The following is a 15747-nucleotide window of genomic DNA, read 5'->3' on the forward strand; positions in this document are numbered from 1 at the left end:
CCGGGGGAGGGGCTACTCGGTGACGAAGTCGCCCATCATGGCCATGTCCTCGTGCTCCAGGTTGTGGCAGTGGATCATGAAGGCGCCGGGGTAGTCCGTGAACCGGGTGACCACCTCGACGGCCTCGGCCGGACGCAGGTCCACGGTGTCCTTCCAGCCGTGGTCGAACGCGCCGACGCCGTGCCCGTTGCGCGACACCACCTGGAAGGGGTCCAGGTGCAGATGGACGGGGTGGTGGAAGTTCGTGGTGAACCGCCACACCTCCACCTGCCCGAGCTTCGGGCGGGCCAGTGCGCGCCCCGGCTCGTACTCCTTGCCGTTGATCGTCCACCCGGCGCTGGAGCCGCGGAAGTGGAAGTCACGGGTGACCACCGCGCGGCTCGGGTCGAGCCGGCGGACCTCGCTCAGCTTCTGCGGCACCTTCGTGTCGTCGCGCGGGGAGCCCGAGCCGACGTCGAAGCGCATGACCTGGGCCGTCGAGCCGTCCCCGAAGCGGTTCAGCAGGCGCACCTTGGTGCCCGGCCGGTAGCGGGAGAAGTCGACCACGACGTCGAAGCGTTCGCCCGGGGCGATCTCCAGCGCGTCGTGGTGGCGCGGCGCGTCCAGCAGCCCGCCGTCGCTGCCGATCTGGACGAAGCCGCCGCCGCCCTCGGGCTGCGGGTCCAGCTCCAGTTTGTACAGGCGGGCGTTGGAGGCGTTGAGGATGCGCAGCCGGTAGCGCAGCCGGTCCACCTCGTGCACCGGCCAGGGCGCGCCGTTGACCAGGACGACGTCACCGAGCACGCCGTTCATGTAGGCGTCCGTAACCCCCGGGGTGCGCAACTCGCTGTCCAGCCAGGGGTACTGGAACGACCCGTCCTCGGCGAACGAACGGTCCGTGATCATCAGCGGGATGTCCCGGTCGCCGCTGGGCAGCGGCAGCCGCTCCTCCTCGTCGTCGTGCACGAGGTGGAACCCGGCGAGCCCCATCCAGACGGCCGCGCCCGTGTAGCTCATGCGGTGGTCGTGGTACCAGAGCGTCGTGGCGCGCTGTTCGAGGGGGTACGTGTAGGTACGCGAGCCCTCGGCGAGGTCCATCGCGCCGTGGTCCATGGTCATGCCGTGCGGTCCGCCGCTCATGTCCTGGTGGGCGCGGCGCATGTCGTACGAGCCGTCGGCAGGCAGGATCAGGGAGGTCGGGTAGCCGTCGCTGGCCGCCGGGGTGTGGCCGCCGTGCAGGTGGACCACGGTGGGGCGGTCGAGTTCGTTGCGGTGGCGCACCACGGTGCGGCGGCCCGAACGCGAGACGATCGTCGGCCCCGGGAAGGTGCCGCCGTACGTCCATGCCTTGGTGCGCAGTCCGGGCAGGATCTCCAGCTCGGCGTGTTGCTGGGTGATGTCGTAGGTGTCCGTGGTGCCGCTCGTCGACGTCGGCTTGAGGACCCGGGGGATTGGCAGCGGCGTACGGAAGGCGGGCGGCAGCTTGGCCTGGCTGGCCATCACCTTGCCGGGCAGGCCCTCGCGCAGGTAGCGGCTCAGCACCGGCCAGCCGGCCGCGGTCAGGGCACCCGCGCCGAGCACGGCCCCGCCGGCGCCCAGGAGCGCGCGCCGCTTCACTTGGCCGGCTCCGGTTCCACGTCGGCCTCGTCGGAGGCGGGAGCGAGGACCTCCGGGTCCGGAGCCCCGGAGGGCAGCGGAGTCGTCAGCACCTGGTGGGCCAGCACCGCGCCGGTGGAGACGAGCGTGACGCCGAGCAGGACATGGGCGGTGACGCTGTGGGCGATGCCCAGAGCAATCTGGCCCACGAGCGCCACGACCATGACGGCCGATGCGGGGAAGACCGACCGGGGCCCTCCGAGGCGGCGCACGAAGAAGGCGGCGACGGTCGTCAGGAAGGTGACCACGGTCAGGACCCGGCCGAGCGTTCCGTGGATCGCCAGCAGATCGTAATGGCCGCCGAGAAATCCTCCGGCCAGAGCGACCTCGACGAACATCAGGATCGCCTGCAATCCGATGGTGATACGCAGGGAAAGGAGTGACAGACGCAAAGTCATATCTACGATCCAACCCGGTTGACCTACGGCCGTGCAACATGAACCAAGCGATTTGGAAACGTAGTTGGAGGTAATTGAGCTTCCCTCCAGCTAGCCTCCAGTCCTTCTCCAGTCCTTCTCCGGTTCAGTGAAGGACTGGAGAAGGGTTCAGTGGGCGATGACGAGCGAGGCGGGGGAGGCGGTGGGGTGAAAGGAAACCTTCTCGAAGCCGGCCTCGGCCAGCCAGGCGGCATAGTCGGCGCGGCGCCATGTTCCGCCATGGTTGCTCTTGAGCAGCATTTCCGAGGCGAACAGGAGCGGGAAGGCGGGGCCGCTGCGGTCGTCCTCGACGATGTAGTCGCAGACGACGAGGGCGCCGCCGGGCTTGAGGGCCTCGCGGAGCTTGGCGAAGACCGCCACGTTGTCCTCGGGCCCTTCCTGGTGGGCGACGTGCGAGTAGAGGGCCACGTCGTAGGCGGCGGCTTCGAGCGGGATGGCGTGGAAGTCACCGTCCAGGCATGTGAACCGGTCGGCCAGGGAGTGCTGTGCGAGCAGCCGGCGCGCGATGGCGTTGATGGGTTCCCAGTCGAGCTGGGTCGCGCGGGCGGTGGCGTTGAGCCGGAGCCAGACGGACGAGAAGATGCCCGACCCACCGCCCACGTCGAGGATCGACAGGTTCTCGCGCTCGGCCAGGCCCAGCACGTCGGCGGCGGTCCGGGCGGCGGTGACCGACAGGCCGGCGATGGCGGTGACGACGTTCTCCCAGTGCGGGTTGTCGGCCACCTCCACCATGGGCTCCGTCAGCGGGCCCCCGGCGCGGAATACCTCGAGCCGGCCGGCGAGCTTGTCCATCTCGGCCAGCTTGAGCTGCGCGAAGCCGCTGATGTCGGTGGGCTTGCCCTCGACCAGATAGAGCTCGGACTCGGGGGTGTTGTGGTAGGTGCCATCGTGCGTGCGCAGCAGCCCCAGCCCGACGAGTCCGTCGAGGAGGGACTGCACCCCGCGCTCGGCCATGCCGGTCTTCTCGGCCAGCCGGCCGGCGGTGTCGACGCCGTCGTGGATGAGCGTGAACAGGGAGTTCTGCGTCGCCACGCCGAGGAGTCCGGTGGCCCAGTAGCCGCTGGCGATCTCGAGGATGCGGCTCGGGGAAGGCAGGTTGCCGGTCATATTTTCCTTCTCCTCACAGGGATGCCGGCATGGGCTGCCGACGTAGGTCCGCGGTGATCGCCGGGGCGTCCACGCGCCAGCTGCCGACGGCCATCTCGGCGGTGATGCCGGGGCCGAATCCCGCGATCACACCGCTGGCGTCCGGCGTCATCGTGCCTTCCTCGAACAGCCTGCGCAGCGCGTCGAGCACGACCGCGCTGGCGATGTTCCCGTACTCCGTGAGCGTTGCCCAGCTGTGCCGGAACATGTGCAGATCGACGCCCAGGAACGTGCTCAGATCGGCGAGGATGCGCGGGCCGCCGGCGTGGATGATGTAAAAGTCCAGGCGGCCGACGTCCCAGCCGTGGCTTCTCGCGAGGTCCCGTAGCACCGGGGCGAGCGGTTCCATGGTTCCGGGCACCCGGCGGTCCAGCTGGAAGTGGAAGCCGGTGGAGCGCACCGCGTAGGAGATCCAGTCCTCGGTGCCCGGGATGATGTACGCGGCGTTGCGTTCCAGCGACACCCCGGTGCCTCCGTTGCCGCGCACCACGGCCGCCGCCACCGCGTCGCCGAACAGGCCGTCGGACAGCAGTGAGCCGATGCCGTCGTCGCCGGGCTGGTAGCACAGGGAACACAGTTCGCAGGAGACGATCAGTACGTTGCTCTGCGGGTACGCGATGCAGAAGTCGTGGGCCCGGTTGATCGCGGCGCCGCCGGCGGCACAGCCCAGCTGGGCGATGGGTATCTGCCGGGTGTCGGTGCGGAAGCCCATGTTGTTGATCAGCCAGGCCGTCATCGACGGCATCATGAACCCGGTGCAGGACACGAAGATGATCGCGTCGATGTCCCGGGCGGTCAGCCCGGCGTTCATCAGGGCCTCTTCGATGACCTTGGGGCACCGCTTCTTGGCCTCGGCCTCGAAGATCCGGTTGCGTTCCTCGAGGCCGGGGTGGCGCAGCGTCTTTTCGATCGGCTGCACGACGTGTCGCTTCTGCACACCCGTGTTCTTGATCAGCCGAAGCGCGAGGGGCAGTTGTGGCTTCCCTCTATGGGTATCTTCGGCGAACTTCAGGGTCTCGTCCATCGTGATGACGTATTCCGGCACATCCACCGCCGGTTTGCATAGCGTTGGCATATCCGTGAAGTCCACCTTCTGAGGGCCGGATCGGAGTTCGACACCTCAATACCTTTGTCCAGTGCGCTCGGAAGCGGCTTGAAGCGGCCTCGGGCGGGCTGGGCGGCGCATGCCGCTATTCGATCCGGCGTGTGATGATGTCCTCCAGCATCCGTCGCATCATGTCGATCCCGTCCCGGCCGAAGTGCCGGGCCCACATCCGTTCCATGTCCCCGAGGATCCGGGCGGCGGCGAGCTGGGCCGCCCGGCCCCGTTCGGTCAGGTGGATCAGCTTGGCCCGGCGGTCGCGCGGGTCCGCGGTCCGCTCGAGGTAGCCGAACCGTTCGAGTTCGTCGACCACTTCGGCAATGGCCTGCTTGCTGAACCCGGAGCGGTCGGCCAGCACAGTGAGCCGGGTGCCCTCCGGGTCGACGAACCGGAAGACGGAGCCGTGCCGGAACCGGACTCCCTCGTACCCCTCCTCGTGCAGCTGTCGATGGAGCTGGTCGATGGTGAGGTCCTTGGCCTGTGCGAGCAGGGTGGGCAGCGGCACCTGGCGCTCGTACGGCTTTTCCGGCCGCGTGGTCATTTCGGGGGCACCTCTCCGGTACAGGAAAGTAGTCAGGGGGCTTGACTAAAAAGTAGTACGGTTGCTTGACTAAAGCTAGCGGCACCGGCATCCCGGCCGCGAGACACGGCGCCACACCGGTTGTGAAGGGAAGAGTTATGAGCACTTCGGGCGAGGAGAACCGCAGGACCACCGGCTTCGACGGTGAGGCTGTCGAAGCCTTAGCCACGCGGGTGATGGGGCCGGTTCTGACACCCGCGGACGAGGCGTACGAAGCGGAGTGCTCCGGCAACCAGATCGCGCGTTCGCACCGGCCCGAGATCCTGGTGGGCGCGGTCGGCCCCGCCGATGTGCAGCAGGCCGTGAAGTTCGCTCACTGCCACGGGCTGCCGGTCGCGGTACAGGGCACCGGGCACGCGCTGGCGGCCGTCGCCGCCGAGGGCGGCGTCCTCATCAACACGTCCCGGATGACCGGCGTCCGGGTGAACGCGCGGGAGCGCACCGCCTGGGTGGCCGCCGGAGTGCGCTGGGACCAGGTGATCCACGAGGCGGCGTCGGCCGGCCTCGCGCCGCTGGCCGGTTCGGCCCCGTCGGTCGGCGTGGTGTCGTACACCCTGGGCGGCGGCCTCGGACTGCTGTCGCGGCGGTACGGATACGCCGCCGACCACGTACGCGGCATCGACGTCGTCACGGCGGACGGGCGGCTGCGGCAGGTCACGGCGGCGTCGGACCCGGACCTCTTCTGGGCGCTGCGCGGCGGCCGGGACAACTTCGGTGTGGTCACCGGGATCGAGATCGACCTCATGCCGGTCCCGACGCTCTACGGCGGCGGCCTGTTCTTCGACTACGCGTCTGCCCGCGAGGTGCTGGAGGCGTACGTACGCTGGACGGCCGACCTGCCCGACGAGATGACCTCCTCGCTCGCGGTGATCTCCTTCCCCGACGTGCCGATGCTCCCGCCGCCGCTGCGCGGCCGACATGTGCTGCACATCCGTATCGCCTACTCGGCGGACGACCTCGGCCCAGGCAAGGACCTGGTGGCGCCGCTGCGGGCGCTGGGCCCCTTCAACGACACCGTCCGTGAGCTGCCCTACGCCGAGGTCGGCACGATCCACAACGACCCGCCCGGCGCGGGCTCCTTCGATTCGGCCACGACGCTGCTCGGCGAGCTCGACGCCAACGCGGTGGGCGCCTTCCTGGAGCTGGTCGGACCGCACGCGCCGGTGCCGCACGTCGTCGAACTGCGCCACCTGGGCGGCCGGCTCGCCCGCCCCGCCGACGTCTCGAACTCGGTCGGCAACCGCGACGCGCAGTACCTGGTGAACGTGGTGTCGCGGCTGGAGCGCGCCGACCTCGCCGACATCCAGCCCGCGCACGAGCGCCTGATCGGCGCGCTCGCGCCGTGGAGTACCGGGGGCAGGGCCCTGACCTTCCTGAACGGACAGCGGGACAGCGAGTACGTGCGTTCCGCGTACGATTCCGAGGACTACCGGCGTCTCACCGAGATCAAGGCCGCCCACGACCCGGAGAACCTCTTCCGGCTCAACCACAACATCCCGCCGACCACGTCCGGCGGCGACGGCAGCTGAGCTGCCTGCTCCTGCCTCAGCCTTCGGGCAGGGGCAGGAGCGAGGCCGCGTACGAAATGTACGGGGCCTCGTGCCGTGCGGGTCCTGAGGCAGGGGTCAGCGCTTCCTCGGGCCGAGGTGCACGGGCAGGCCCATCACGGAGTTGGAGAAGAGCGACGGGACCGGGGTCAGATCGGCGGGGTCGACGGCGAGGTGGAGCTCGGGGTAGCGGGCGAACAGCGGGGGCAGCGCGGCCATCGCCTCGAACCGGGCCAGGGCGGGGCCGATGCAGACGTGCGGCCCGCTGCCGAACGCCATGTGCCGTTTGACCGTCCGGGTGATGTCGAACCGGTCGGCGCCCTCGCCGTACTGCCGGGGGTCACGATTGACGCCGCTCCAGGGCGCTAGGATGGCGTCCCCCTTGGGGATGGTGACGCCGGCCACCGTGATGTCCTCGGTCGGGAACCGGGCCGGGAAGTTGCCCACCGGGGAGTCCCAGCGCAGGGTCTCCTCGACGACCTCGTTCCAGACGGCGGTGCCGCCGTCGCGGACCATCGCCAGCTGGTCGGGGTGGGTCAGCAGGGCGCGCGTCGCGTTGACGATCAGGCTGATCGACGTCTCGTGGCCGGCGCCGATGAGCGTCCACAGCGTGTCCTCGAGCTCCTCGTCGGTGAACGCGTCGTCGTCCTCGTCGCCGCGGGCGGCGAGCAGCGCGCTGGTCAGATCGTCCGTCGGCGCCGCGCGTCGCATCGCGAACAGGCGCTGGAACAGTTCGTGCCGCTCCTGTTGGGAGGCGAGAAACTGCTCCGCGGTCGTGTCGGCGCGTATCACGGTATCGATGAGCGCGCGGAACCGCGACCACCACGCCTCGGGCACCCCGATGAGCTCGCAGATCACCTGCATGGGGAACGGGTAGGCGTAGTGCCGTCGCAGATCGACCGTGCCGTCGGAACCGGTCTGCCGGGGCAGGTCGTCCAGCATCGTGGCCACGATCTGGTCGATGCGCGGGCCCATGCGCTCGACCCGGGCCCGGGTGAAGGCGCGGGTCAGCGGGCGGCGCAGCCGCCGGTGCTCGGTGCCGTCCCGGGCCATCAGATTATTCAGCCGGATCATGCTGAGCAGCGGCCAGTCGTCGGGGATCTCGCCACGGCGCAGGGCCTCCCAGTTGCGCCAGTCCCGCCCCACCCTCGGGTCGGCGGTGAGCTCGGCGAGCAGCGTGTAGTCGGTGACCACCCACATGCGGACGCCACCGGGCAGCACGGCGTGGACGACCGGGCCGATCTTGCGCATCAGGGCCGCCTCGCCATGACGGTCGGCACCCGACGGGTCGATGGCAAAGAGCGGCTGGGATACCTGACTGATCGTCGTGTCGGTCATGGCGACGTCCTCCTGGCTGATGGAGCCAGGATCTGGCCGAGTTGAGTCCCGATCCTGGCCGCCTTGAGCGTGAGTCGAAAATGTCACCAGAACTCACTTGGGAACGACTAACCAACGACTATCCACGGACCACAATGCGCAGGTCTATCGCCTGCGCCGGCCGACTCGTCGAATACTCGATCGATATTCGATGAGTCGTTGCTAACTTCCTGCGCCTGGCCGATGCGGCATCGGCCGACGTGCGAGGAAAAACGATGGGGAGTGGCGGCCATGAACGCACCGAGTGCTCTGAAGGACGACGACACCGGCGAACTCGTTTCCATGTCACGCGTGTTGAGCCCGGGGGAACGCTGGTACTGGATCATCGACCAGCTCTCCACGCTCAACATCTGCGCCCACGTCCGTATCAAGGGCGAGCTCTCGGCCCGGGAGCTGCGCTCCGCGCTCGGCGCGCTGCAGGACCGGCATCCGCAGCTGCGTACGGCCATAGCGCAGACCACGCCCGGACAGGCCGGTGACGGTCCGCGGTTCGTACCGGCCGACCGGCCGATCCCGCTGCGCGAGGTGCGCCTGACCAGTCCCGATGACAAGCGGTGGGTGAGCGAAGTGGACGGCCACGAGCTGACCGAGCCCCTTGACTGGCGGTCCGGCCCGCTGGCCCGCGCCGTCCTCATCAGCGGGCCGGAGCAGACCCACGACCTCCTCCTCACCGTCCCGCACTGCATCGCGGACGGCACCACCGCGCTCTCCCTGCTGCGCAGGTGGGTCCGGCTCGCCGCCGCGACGCCGGCCCCCGGCCGGACCACCGCCGCGCCCGGGCCCGCACCCGAGCCGTTCGAGACCCTCTTCCCGGAGCGCTTTCGGGTCGGAGCCCCCGCGCTGTCCGAGGCACCGGCGGCCGACGAGGCGGACACCGCGGCGGCCCCGGAGGTCGTGAGCCGGCTGGAGCCGGAGCGGTTCGTGCCCTTCGACCGGCGTCGCACACGGATGCTGCACCGGTCGCTGACCAGTGACGTGCTGGACGAGCTCACGCTCGCGTGCAAGCGGGAAGGGGCCACGCTGCACGGTCTGCTGGCCGCGGCGCTGGTCTGTGCGGTGGCCGACGATGCCGGGGCCGCGCCGCTCGCGCCCTTCGCGGTCGGCTCCCCGGTCGCCCTGCGCGACGAGCTGCGGCGCCCGGTGTCCGAGGACGAGGTCGGCTGCTTCGTGTCAGCGCTGCACTCGGTGGTGCGCCAGCAGCCCGAGGACCTGTGGTCGATGGCCCGGTTCATCAAAAACGACATCACCGCGCGCAAGCAGCTCGGCGAACAGTACGCGGTGTTCAGCCTGCTCGCGGCCCAGGGGCCGACCGGCGTCGTCGACTGCGAACCCTTCGTGCGCCACTTCGAGGAGCACGGGCCCTTCAACTTCTTCGTGTCCAACATCGGGCGGTTCGAGTTCCCCGATGAACTCGGCGACTGGCAGCTGTCCGAGGCGCAGTTCGTGGGCGGGATCTCCGTCGTCGGCTACTTCGGGTCCTCGGTGACCACCAGCCACGGGCAGCTCTCGTGGAACTTCACCTACATCGACGGGGCCGTCTCCCGGGAGCGCGCCGAGCGCATCGTCGACGACACCGTGGCACGGGTGATCGCGGCGGGGGAGTAGCCCCCGCACGCGACAGGCCGCGGCCACCGGGCGAGAACCCGGTGGCCGCGGCCTGTCGCGTGTGCGTCAGCCGAGCTTGAGGGCCAGCTGGACTCCCTGATGGACCGGGAGCGTGATGGACAGGTACCCGTTGGCCGGGTCGTTGATGTAATCGCGGAACTCCTCGTACACTCCGCGGCCGATGTCGAGGTCGACGTCGTCGACGACGACCAGGGCGCCGGGACGCAGCCGTGGTTCCACGACCTGCAGGATGGGCAGCCGCAGATCGAGCCAGCCGTCGAGCAGCAGCAGGTCGACGGGACCGGGCAGCTCACGCAGCGTCTCCCGGGCGTCACCGAGCCGCAGATCGACGAGATCGCCGAGCCCCGCGGCGGCGAAGTTCTCCTTCGCCTTGCGCGCCTTGTCCTGTTGCAGCTCGGTCGTGATCACCTGACCGCCGTCGTTGTCGCGCACCGCCGCCGCCAGATAGAGCGTCGAGATCCCGAAGGAGGTGCCGAACTCGACGACGGTGCGTGCCCTGACGGCCCTGGTGAGCAGGTAGAGCAGACGCCCGCCCTCCCTGGACACGGACATGATGATGTCCTTCGTGCGTTCCGCCATCTCGGCGGCGCCCATCCCGACGGGAAATTCACCGCCCAGATCTACGCCGGCCGCCGCCCACTCGGCCGCCAGATCCTGCTCGTCCTCTGCTGCCAGCAGCCGGTTCAGGGTTGCCGCGACAGCGTCCGATTCCAAGGTGGAAGACATGGACAAAGTGCTCCTCGTTCGTGTGGCCGCGGCCCTCGCCGGGCTACGGTTCAGGGGATCAGGACGGTCTTGCCGGGAAGCTTCTGAGCGGCCAGCTCCTCGTGCACGGTGCGCAGCTCGGCCAGCGGACGCCGCTGGGCCACGTGGATCTTCAGGTCACCGGCGTCCACCTTGGCGACCAGGTCGGCGAGCTGTGCGGCGTCGCTGCGCCCGAAGACCGGGAGGATGCGCACCCCGCGCGCGGTCTCCGTCAGGCCCGGGGGAACGGTGTCGGCGAAGGCGCCGCCGTCCACGACCAGGTCCAGCAGCCGGGCGAGCTCCGGCGGGGCGAGGAACACCAGATTCAGCACCACGTCGAACCGTTCTCCGGCCAGCGCCTCCGGAAGCGGAGTGGCGGTGTAGTCGATGATCCGCTCGGCCCCGTAGGCCTGGACACGGTCCCGGCTGCCGGCACTGGCCGTCGCCGTCACCGACGCGCCGGCCTGTGCCGCGAGCTGCACGGCGTACCCGCCGACCGCGCCGCCCGCGCCGTTGACGAGGATGCTCTGCCCCGCCGTCAGCCCGACGTGCTCGAACAGCGCCTGCCATGCGGTCAGCGCGACGGACGGCAGCGCGGCGGCGTCGGCCGGCTCCACCGTGCGCGGGGCGGGCGTCAGCGCCTGCGCGGGTGCCACGGCGTACTCGGCGGCGGCGCCGGGCCCGTCGATCGGCAGCCAGCCCACCACGGCGTCGCCCACGCTCCAGTCGCTCACCCCGTCGCCGACCTCGGTGACGACACCGGCGACGTCATAGCACGGCACGTGCGGCATGGAGGGCTTGAACACCTCCCTGACGTACCCCGCACGCAGGGAGGCGTCGACGGGGTTCACCCCCGCCCCCGCGACCTTCAGCACGACCTGGCCCGCACCGGCCCGGGGACGGTCCGCCTCCTCGTGGACCAGAACGTCGGGGTCGCCGTAGGAATGAAAACGCACTGCCTTCATGATCGGCCTCTCTTCCGCGTTGCTTTGAACTTGTTATTAGCATCCGAAGTGCGGTGCTTACCAGATGGGTTAGCGGAATCCGAGCGAACTCCTAGGAGTACTCGAGTGAGTTTTTAAGGGGTGCCCGTAGCGTCGGCCAACGAGGAGAATTTTGGCCTGCGTTGTCGGACGGAACCCGGAATACGGCTAACCGGAAGGGCTCATCATGACGGAATTCCATGCGCTGGGCCCGGTGGAGGTACTGGTTTCCGGGCGACTGGTGGAGCCGGGGGCGCCCAAGCAACGCGCACTTCTCGCTCTGCTGGTGAGCCAGGCGGGCCGGACCGTGACGACGGACGTCATTCTCGAAGCCCTCTGGGAGGGTGACCCGCCGCCGTCGGCGATGACGTCGCTGCAGGCGTACGTGGCCAAACTGCGCAAGATCCTGGAACCGGGCCGCGCGCCGAGAACACCGGCGACGGTCCTGCGGACGTGTCCCGGTGGCTATCTGCTGGAATCCGGGGACGCCGACATCGACGTGCACCGGTTCGTCGCGCACGCCGAGGCGGGCAGGCGGGCTCGGGACCGTGGGGATCTGCGCCAGGCGATGCGCGAGTTCGACGCGGGGCTCGCGCTGTGGCGAGGCCGGCCCTTCGCGGAGGTGAGCGGTGTCTCCTGTGTCGTGCCCGAGGTGGCGCGGCTCGAGGAGGTGCAGCTGTCCGTCGTGGAGATGCGCTGCGAGATGCTGCTGGCCCTGGGCGCCCATGAAGTGGCCGTGGCCGAACTGAGGGCCTTCGTGCAGTCCCACCCGTTGCGGGAGTACGGCTGCGAACTGCTGAGCCTGGCCCTCTACCGGGCGGGACGGCAGGCCGACGCACTCCAGGTGCTTCGGTCCGTCCGGGCCAGCCTGTCCGAGGAGCTGGGAGTCGACCCCACTGTGCGGCTGCAGCACTTGACACAGCGGATTCTGAACCAGGACCCCGACCTGGACTGGCGTCCGGTATCGGCACACCCGACGCGTGCGGTCGTCGAGGGGGCCCGGGGGTCGCTCCGGCGTCACACCGCCGTTCTGCCGTCGGCGGGCGGCACCGCCGAGGACGTCTTCGTCGGCCGCGAGGGAGCGATCAGGCAACTGACCGAGGCCCTGGCCGCGGCGGAGGCGTGCCGCGGCCAGGTGGTGATGGTGACCGGGGAACCGGGGGCCGGGAAGACCAGCCTGCTGCGGCGGTTCGCCGACCGGTCGGGCGTGCCGGTGTTCTCGGGCACCTGCGCCGAGCACCTCACCGCACCGCCGCTCGCGCCGTGGGCGCAGATCCTCCGCGCGGCCCGTGCAGGCTTCCCGCACCGGCCGGTGCCGGAAGCGGTGGCCGAGCTGCTGGACGATGCCGCCCGGCAGCCGGCTGCCGATATCCCACAACTGTTCGACGCCATCGGCCGGTACCTGACCGGTCTGTCCAGGACCGGAGCACTGGTTGTGACCCTCGACCACGCGCACCGGGCCGACCCGGACTCCCTGCGGATGGCGGTCCATCTGGCGCGGTGCGTGCCCAGGAGCCGGCTCCTGGTGATCGTGTCCTGCCGCTCCGACGAGGTGCAGGTCCTGGCCGACCCCCTGACGGCGCCGTCCGGTGAGCAGCCGCCGCAGATCGAACTGCGGGGCCTGACGCCCCGGGACACCGGGGCCCTGGCCGGTGCGATCATCGGCAGCGACATCGGCGCACCCACCGTGGAGGGGTTGTGCGAGAGGTCCGGCGGAAACCCGTTCCTGCTGCGCGAGATGATCAAACTCCTTGTGGGCGAGCAGCGCCCGGACGACTTCCCCGCGGCGCCGGTCCCCGACCCTGTCCGCGAGGTGGTGCTGCGCCGCATCGAACAACTGCCCAGGCCTTCGGCCGAGCTGCTGGCCGTGGCGGCCGTCGCAGGCCGGCACTTCGACATCGAGGTCGTCGCGGACGTGGCGTCGGTCGAGATCGATACGGCGCTCGCGGTGCTCGACAGCGCGATCGCGGCGGGCCTGGTCGACGAGGACGAACGACGCCTCGGCTGGTTCCGCTTCACCGACGCCGTGGTGGCCAGGGCGCTGTACGAGACCACGGGGCGGATGCGCCGCGGACGGCTCAGGCTGCGGATCGAAGCGGCGGCCGGCCGGACCTGGGCGAAGGAGCGGCCGGCGGTCGAACGGGCCCCGGCCGCGACCTTCCCGCGGACATGACATGACCGGGCGACGGACGCCGGGCCGGCAACACCCCGTTGAACTCGAAGGGAAAGCTCCATGACTGCACACGCCACGCTCGCCCGGTTCCGCGAGTACATGGTGGGGCCCGCACGGTTCATGAACCTGCTGTCCTGCTTCGAACTCGGTCTGATCGACGAGCTCCGGGAGCACCCCGGGACGAGCGCAGTCGAGCTCGGTGTCGCTGTCGGGGCCAGGCCGGACGCGGTGGAACAACTGCTGAACCTGCCGGTCAAGGAGGGCTTCGTCGCCTATGACGAGGCGTCGGGAACGTACCGCCTCGACGCGCTCGCGGACGTCGCCGACGTCGACCTCGACCGCGTGCTCGCCTTCATGGGCAAGATCAAGGCCACCACGCTGCGGCAGCTGTACTACCTCACCGAGAGCGTGCGCAGCGGCAGCGTCGTCGGGCTGAAGGAGCTCTACGGATTCGACGGGGACCTGTACGGCGCGATGGCCGTGCACGAGGACCTGCGCGCGCCGTGGTCGAAGCTGATGGACTCGGTCACCGACCGCATCGACCCCTGGTTCTTCGGCAACGTCGACATCCCGGCCGGCTCGCAGGTGCTCGACCTAGCGGGCCACACCGGTCTCGGCGCGATCCACACCCACCGGTTCAAAGGCTCACCCGGAATGCGGGTGGCCACCTTCGACCTGCCGGACAAGCGCGAGGAATGCCTGCGCAACTTCCGGGAGCACGGCGTGGACGGCATCTCGTCGTTCATCGGCGGAGACGTCTTCGAAGCCGTCCCCCCGGGGTTCGACGTCGTCCTGATCAAGCACTTCCTGAACATGTTCGACAGGGACGACGTGCTCAAGATCCTCAACAACGTTCACGCGTCGCTCGCCCCGGGCGGGCAGGTCCACATCCTGGGGCCGATATACACCGAGAACATCAAGGACTCCTGGAGCGTCGACTACTACCCGTCCTTCTTCCTCGGCTGCGCCACCGGCCAGGGCGGACCCCAGAAGATGTCGACGTTCCGTGCCTGGCTGGAGGAGGCGGGCTTCACGGTCACCCGGGAGATCGCCCAGGACCCGGCCGAACTGCCCCCGGACGCACTGCCGTTGCAGGGCATCCTCAGTGCGACGAAGAACGGCTGACCATCCGTCCAGCGATCCGCTTCCACATCACTTGGGAGGGTCATGTCCCGCCGCCTGTTCACCTCGGAATCCGTGACCGAGGGACATCCTGACAAAATCGCCGACCAGATCAGCGACACCGTCCTTGACGCGCTGCTGCGCCAGGATCCCGCCGCGCGGGTGGCGGTCGAGACCCTGATCACCACCGGTCAGGTGCACATCGCCGGAGAGGTGGCGACCTCCGCCTGCGTGGACGTCGCCGAACTGGTCCGGGCGAAGATCCTGGAGATCGGCTACGACTCCTCCGCCAAGGGCTTCGACGGCGCCTCGTGCGGAGTGTCGGTGTCGATCGGCGCGCAGTCCCCCGACATCGCCCAGGGTGTCGACAGGGCGTACGAGGCGCGGGCCGGGGACACCGCGCAGGACGACGAGATCGCCCGTCAGGGCGCCGGCGACCAGGGCCTGATGTTCGGGTACGCGACCGACGAGACCCCCAACCTGATGCCGCTGCCGATCGAGCTCGCCCACCGTCTCGCGCGGCGCCTGTCGCAGGTCCGCAAGGACGGCACCGTCCCCTATCTGAGGCCGGACGGAAAGACCCAGGTGACCATCGAGTACGAGGGGAGCCGGCCGGTCCGTCTGGACACGGTGGTGGCCTCCTCGCAGCACGCGAGCGACATCGACCTCGACGCGCTGCTCGGCGCCGACATCCGTACCCACGTCGTCGAGCACGTCCTCGCCGAGCTGGCCGCGGACGGCATCAAGCTGGAAACGGACGGCTACCGCCTGCTGGTCAATCCCACGGGACGGTTCGAGATCGGCGGCCCGATGGGCGACGCGGGGCTCACCGGCCGAAAGATCATCATCGACACGTACGGGGGCATGGCCCGGCACGGTGGCGGCGCCTTCTCCGGCAAGGACCCGTCCAAGGTGGACCGCTCGGCTGCGTACGCCATGCGCTGGGTGGCCAAGAACGTCGTGGCGGCCGGGCTTGCCACGCGCTGCGAGGTACAGGTCGCGTACGCGATAGGCAAGGCCGAGCCGGTGGGTCTGTTCGTGGAGACCTTCGGTACCGGCACGGTCGAGGAGGAGCGGATCTCCCGGGCCATCACCGAGGTCTTCGACCTGCGCCCGGCCGCCGTCATCCGCGACCTCGACCTGCTGCGGCCGATCTACGCCCGTACCGCGGCCTACGGCCACTTCGGCCGTGAGCTCCCGGAGTTCACCTGGGAGCGGACCGACCGGGCCGCCGCCCTGCACAGGGCCGTGGAAGCGGGCTGACACGCACCATGG

13 protein-coding genes are annotated in these 15747 nt (G+C 69.8%); 5 read left to right on the top strand and 8 right to left on the bottom strand.

Annotation, left to right across the window (positions count from 1 at the left end):
- Positions 1 to 12 precede the first annotated feature (12 nt).
- The 5 genes from OG322_RS40935 to OG322_RS40955 all read right to left on the bottom strand — a co-directional run bounded on the left by OG322_RS40935 (position 13) and on the right by OG322_RS40955 (position 4861).
- Positions 13 to 1596 carry a multicopper oxidase family protein gene (locus OG322_RS40935; protein WP_241200535.1) on the bottom strand — a complete coding sequence of 528 codons (1584 nt, stop codon included), beginning with the start codon at positions 1594 to 1596 and terminating at the stop codon, positions 13 to 15.
- Positions 1593 to 2033 (bottom strand): hypothetical protein, encoded by a 441-nt coding sequence (locus OG322_RS40940; protein WP_241200536.1) that lies wholly within the window; start codon positions 2031 to 2033, stop codon positions 1593 to 1595. Before OG322_RS40940 ends, OG322_RS40935 begins: the two co-directional genes overlap by 4 nt.
- Before the next feature lie 147 nt (positions 2034 to 2180).
- On the bottom strand, positions 2181 to 3179 hold the full coding sequence (locus OG322_RS40945) for a class I SAM-dependent methyltransferase (RefSeq protein WP_123471617.1): 999 nt from the start codon (positions 3177 to 3179) through the stop codon (positions 2181 to 2183).
- Positions 3180 to 3192: 13 nt separating this feature from the next.
- Entirely contained in the window at positions 3193 to 4293 is a 1101-nt protein-coding gene (locus tag OG322_RS40950) for a type III polyketide synthase (protein ID WP_164494602.1), read from the bottom strand.
- A 115-nt stretch (positions 4294 to 4408) separates the two neighbouring features.
- A complete protein-coding gene (locus tag OG322_RS40955) occupies positions 4409 to 4861 on the bottom strand; it encodes a MarR family winged helix-turn-helix transcriptional regulator (RefSeq protein ID WP_123471619.1) in 453 nt (150 codons plus the stop codon).
- A gap of 137 nt (positions 4862 to 4998) precedes the next feature.
- Here OG322_RS40955 and OG322_RS40960 point away from each other — a divergent pair, with 137 nt between their 5' ends.
- A complete protein-coding gene (locus OG322_RS40960) occupies positions 4999 to 6429 on the top strand; it encodes an FAD-binding oxidoreductase (RefSeq protein ID WP_123471621.1) in 1431 nt (476 codons plus the stop codon).
- A 96-nt stretch (positions 6430 to 6525) separates the two neighbouring features.
- On the opposite strand, the gene OG322_RS40965 is transcribed toward OG322_RS40960, so the two are convergent.
- Positions 6526 to 7785 (bottom strand): cytochrome P450 family protein, encoded by a 1260-nt coding sequence (locus tag OG322_RS40965; RefSeq protein WP_329307827.1) that lies wholly within the window; start codon positions 7783 to 7785, stop codon positions 6526 to 6528.
- Between the two features lie 270 nt (positions 7786 to 8055).
- Between OG322_RS40965 and OG322_RS40970 the strand changes: the two genes are divergently transcribed.
- The gene (locus tag OG322_RS40970; protein WP_185095750.1) at positions 8056 to 9429 is read left to right on the top strand and encodes a condensation domain-containing protein; all 1374 of its coding nucleotides are present in this window, start codon (positions 8056 to 8058) and stop codon (positions 9427 to 9429) included.
- 66 nt (positions 9430 to 9495) lie between these two features.
- On the opposite strand, the gene OG322_RS40975 is transcribed toward OG322_RS40970, so the two are convergent.
- Both OG322_RS40975 and OG322_RS40980 read right to left on the bottom strand, forming a co-directional pair.
- Complete coding sequence (locus OG322_RS40975; RefSeq protein ID WP_123471627.1) at positions 9496 to 10176, bottom strand: O-methyltransferase; 681 nt, start codon at positions 10174 to 10176, stop codon at positions 9496 to 9498.
- A gap of 50 nt (positions 10177 to 10226) precedes the next feature.
- Positions 10227 to 11159 carry an NADP-dependent oxidoreductase gene (locus tag OG322_RS40980; protein WP_123471629.1) on the bottom strand — a complete coding sequence of 311 codons (933 nt, stop codon included), beginning with the start codon at positions 11157 to 11159 and terminating at the stop codon, positions 10227 to 10229.
- A gap of 205 nt (positions 11160 to 11364) precedes the next feature.
- Here OG322_RS40980 and OG322_RS40985 point away from each other — a divergent pair, with 205 nt between their 5' ends.
- From OG322_RS40985 to metK, 3 genes are read left to right on the top strand one after another with little or no spacing between them, the layout of a single operon-like run.
- A complete protein-coding gene (locus OG322_RS40985) occupies positions 11365 to 13350 on the top strand; it encodes an AfsR/SARP family transcriptional regulator (RefSeq protein WP_164494604.1) in 1986 nt (661 codons plus the stop codon).
- A gap of 60 nt (positions 13351 to 13410) precedes the next feature.
- On the top strand, positions 13411 to 14475 hold the full coding sequence (locus tag OG322_RS40990; protein ID WP_260147627.1) for a methyltransferase: 1065 nt from the start codon (positions 13411 to 13413) through the stop codon (positions 14473 to 14475).
- A gap of 42 nt (positions 14476 to 14517) precedes the next feature.
- The gene (gene metK, locus OG322_RS40995) at positions 14518 to 15735 is read left to right on the top strand and encodes a methionine adenosyltransferase (protein ID WP_123471631.1); all 1218 of its coding nucleotides are present in this window, start codon (positions 14518 to 14520) and stop codon (positions 15733 to 15735) included.
- Positions 15736 to 15747 lie beyond the last annotated feature (12 nt).

Origin of the sequence: Streptomyces sp. NBC_01260 (assembly GCF_036226405.1) — a bacterium.
Classification (GTDB): Bacteria; Actinomycetota; Actinomycetes; order Streptomycetales; family Streptomycetaceae; genus Streptomyces; species Streptomyces laculatispora.

What these genes read in the sequence shown, in the direction of transcription:
- OG322_RS40945 (WP_123471617.1), bottom strand. Translation starts at nt 3,179, where the DNA reads ATGACCGGCAACCTGCCTTCCCCGAGCCGCATCCTCGAGATCGCCAGC.
- OG322_RS40960 (WP_123471621.1), top strand. Translation starts at nt 4,999, where the DNA reads ATGAGCACTTCGGGCGAGGAGAACCGCAGGACCACCGGCTTCGACGGT.
- OG322_RS40950 (WP_164494602.1), bottom strand. Translation starts at nt 4,293, where the DNA reads ATGCCAACGCTATGCAAACCGGCGGTGGATGTGCCGGAATACGTCATC.
- OG322_RS40990 (WP_260147627.1), top strand. Translation starts at nt 13,411, where the DNA reads ATGACTGCACACGCCACGCTCGCCCGGTTCCGCGAGTACATGGTGGGG.
- metK (WP_123471631.1), top strand. Translation starts at nt 14,518, where the DNA reads ATGTCCCGCCGCCTGTTCACCTCGGAATCCGTGACCGAGGGACATCCT.
- OG322_RS40970 (WP_185095750.1), top strand. Translation starts at nt 8,056, where the DNA reads ATGAACGCACCGAGTGCTCTGAAGGACGACGACACCGGCGAACTCGTT.
- OG322_RS40940 (WP_241200536.1), bottom strand. Translation starts at nt 2,033, where the DNA reads ATGACTTTGCGTCTGTCACTCCTTTCCCTGCGTATCACCATCGGATTG.
- OG322_RS40985 (WP_164494604.1), top strand. Translation starts at nt 11,365, where the DNA reads ATGACGGAATTCCATGCGCTGGGCCCGGTGGAGGTACTGGTTTCCGGG.
- OG322_RS40980 (WP_123471629.1), bottom strand. Translation starts at nt 11,159, where the DNA reads ATGAAGGCAGTGCGTTTTCATTCCTACGGCGACCCCGACGTTCTGGTC.
- OG322_RS40975 (WP_123471627.1), bottom strand. Translation starts at nt 10,176, where the DNA reads ATGTCTTCCACCTTGGAATCGGACGCTGTCGCGGCAACCCTGAACCGG.
- OG322_RS40965 (WP_329307827.1), bottom strand. Translation starts at nt 7,785, where the DNA reads ATGACCGACACGACGATCAGTCAGGTATCCCAGCCGCTCTTTGCCATC.
- OG322_RS40955 (WP_123471619.1), bottom strand. Translation starts at nt 4,861, where the DNA reads ATGACCACGCGGCCGGAAAAGCCGTACGAGCGCCAGGTGCCGCTGCCC.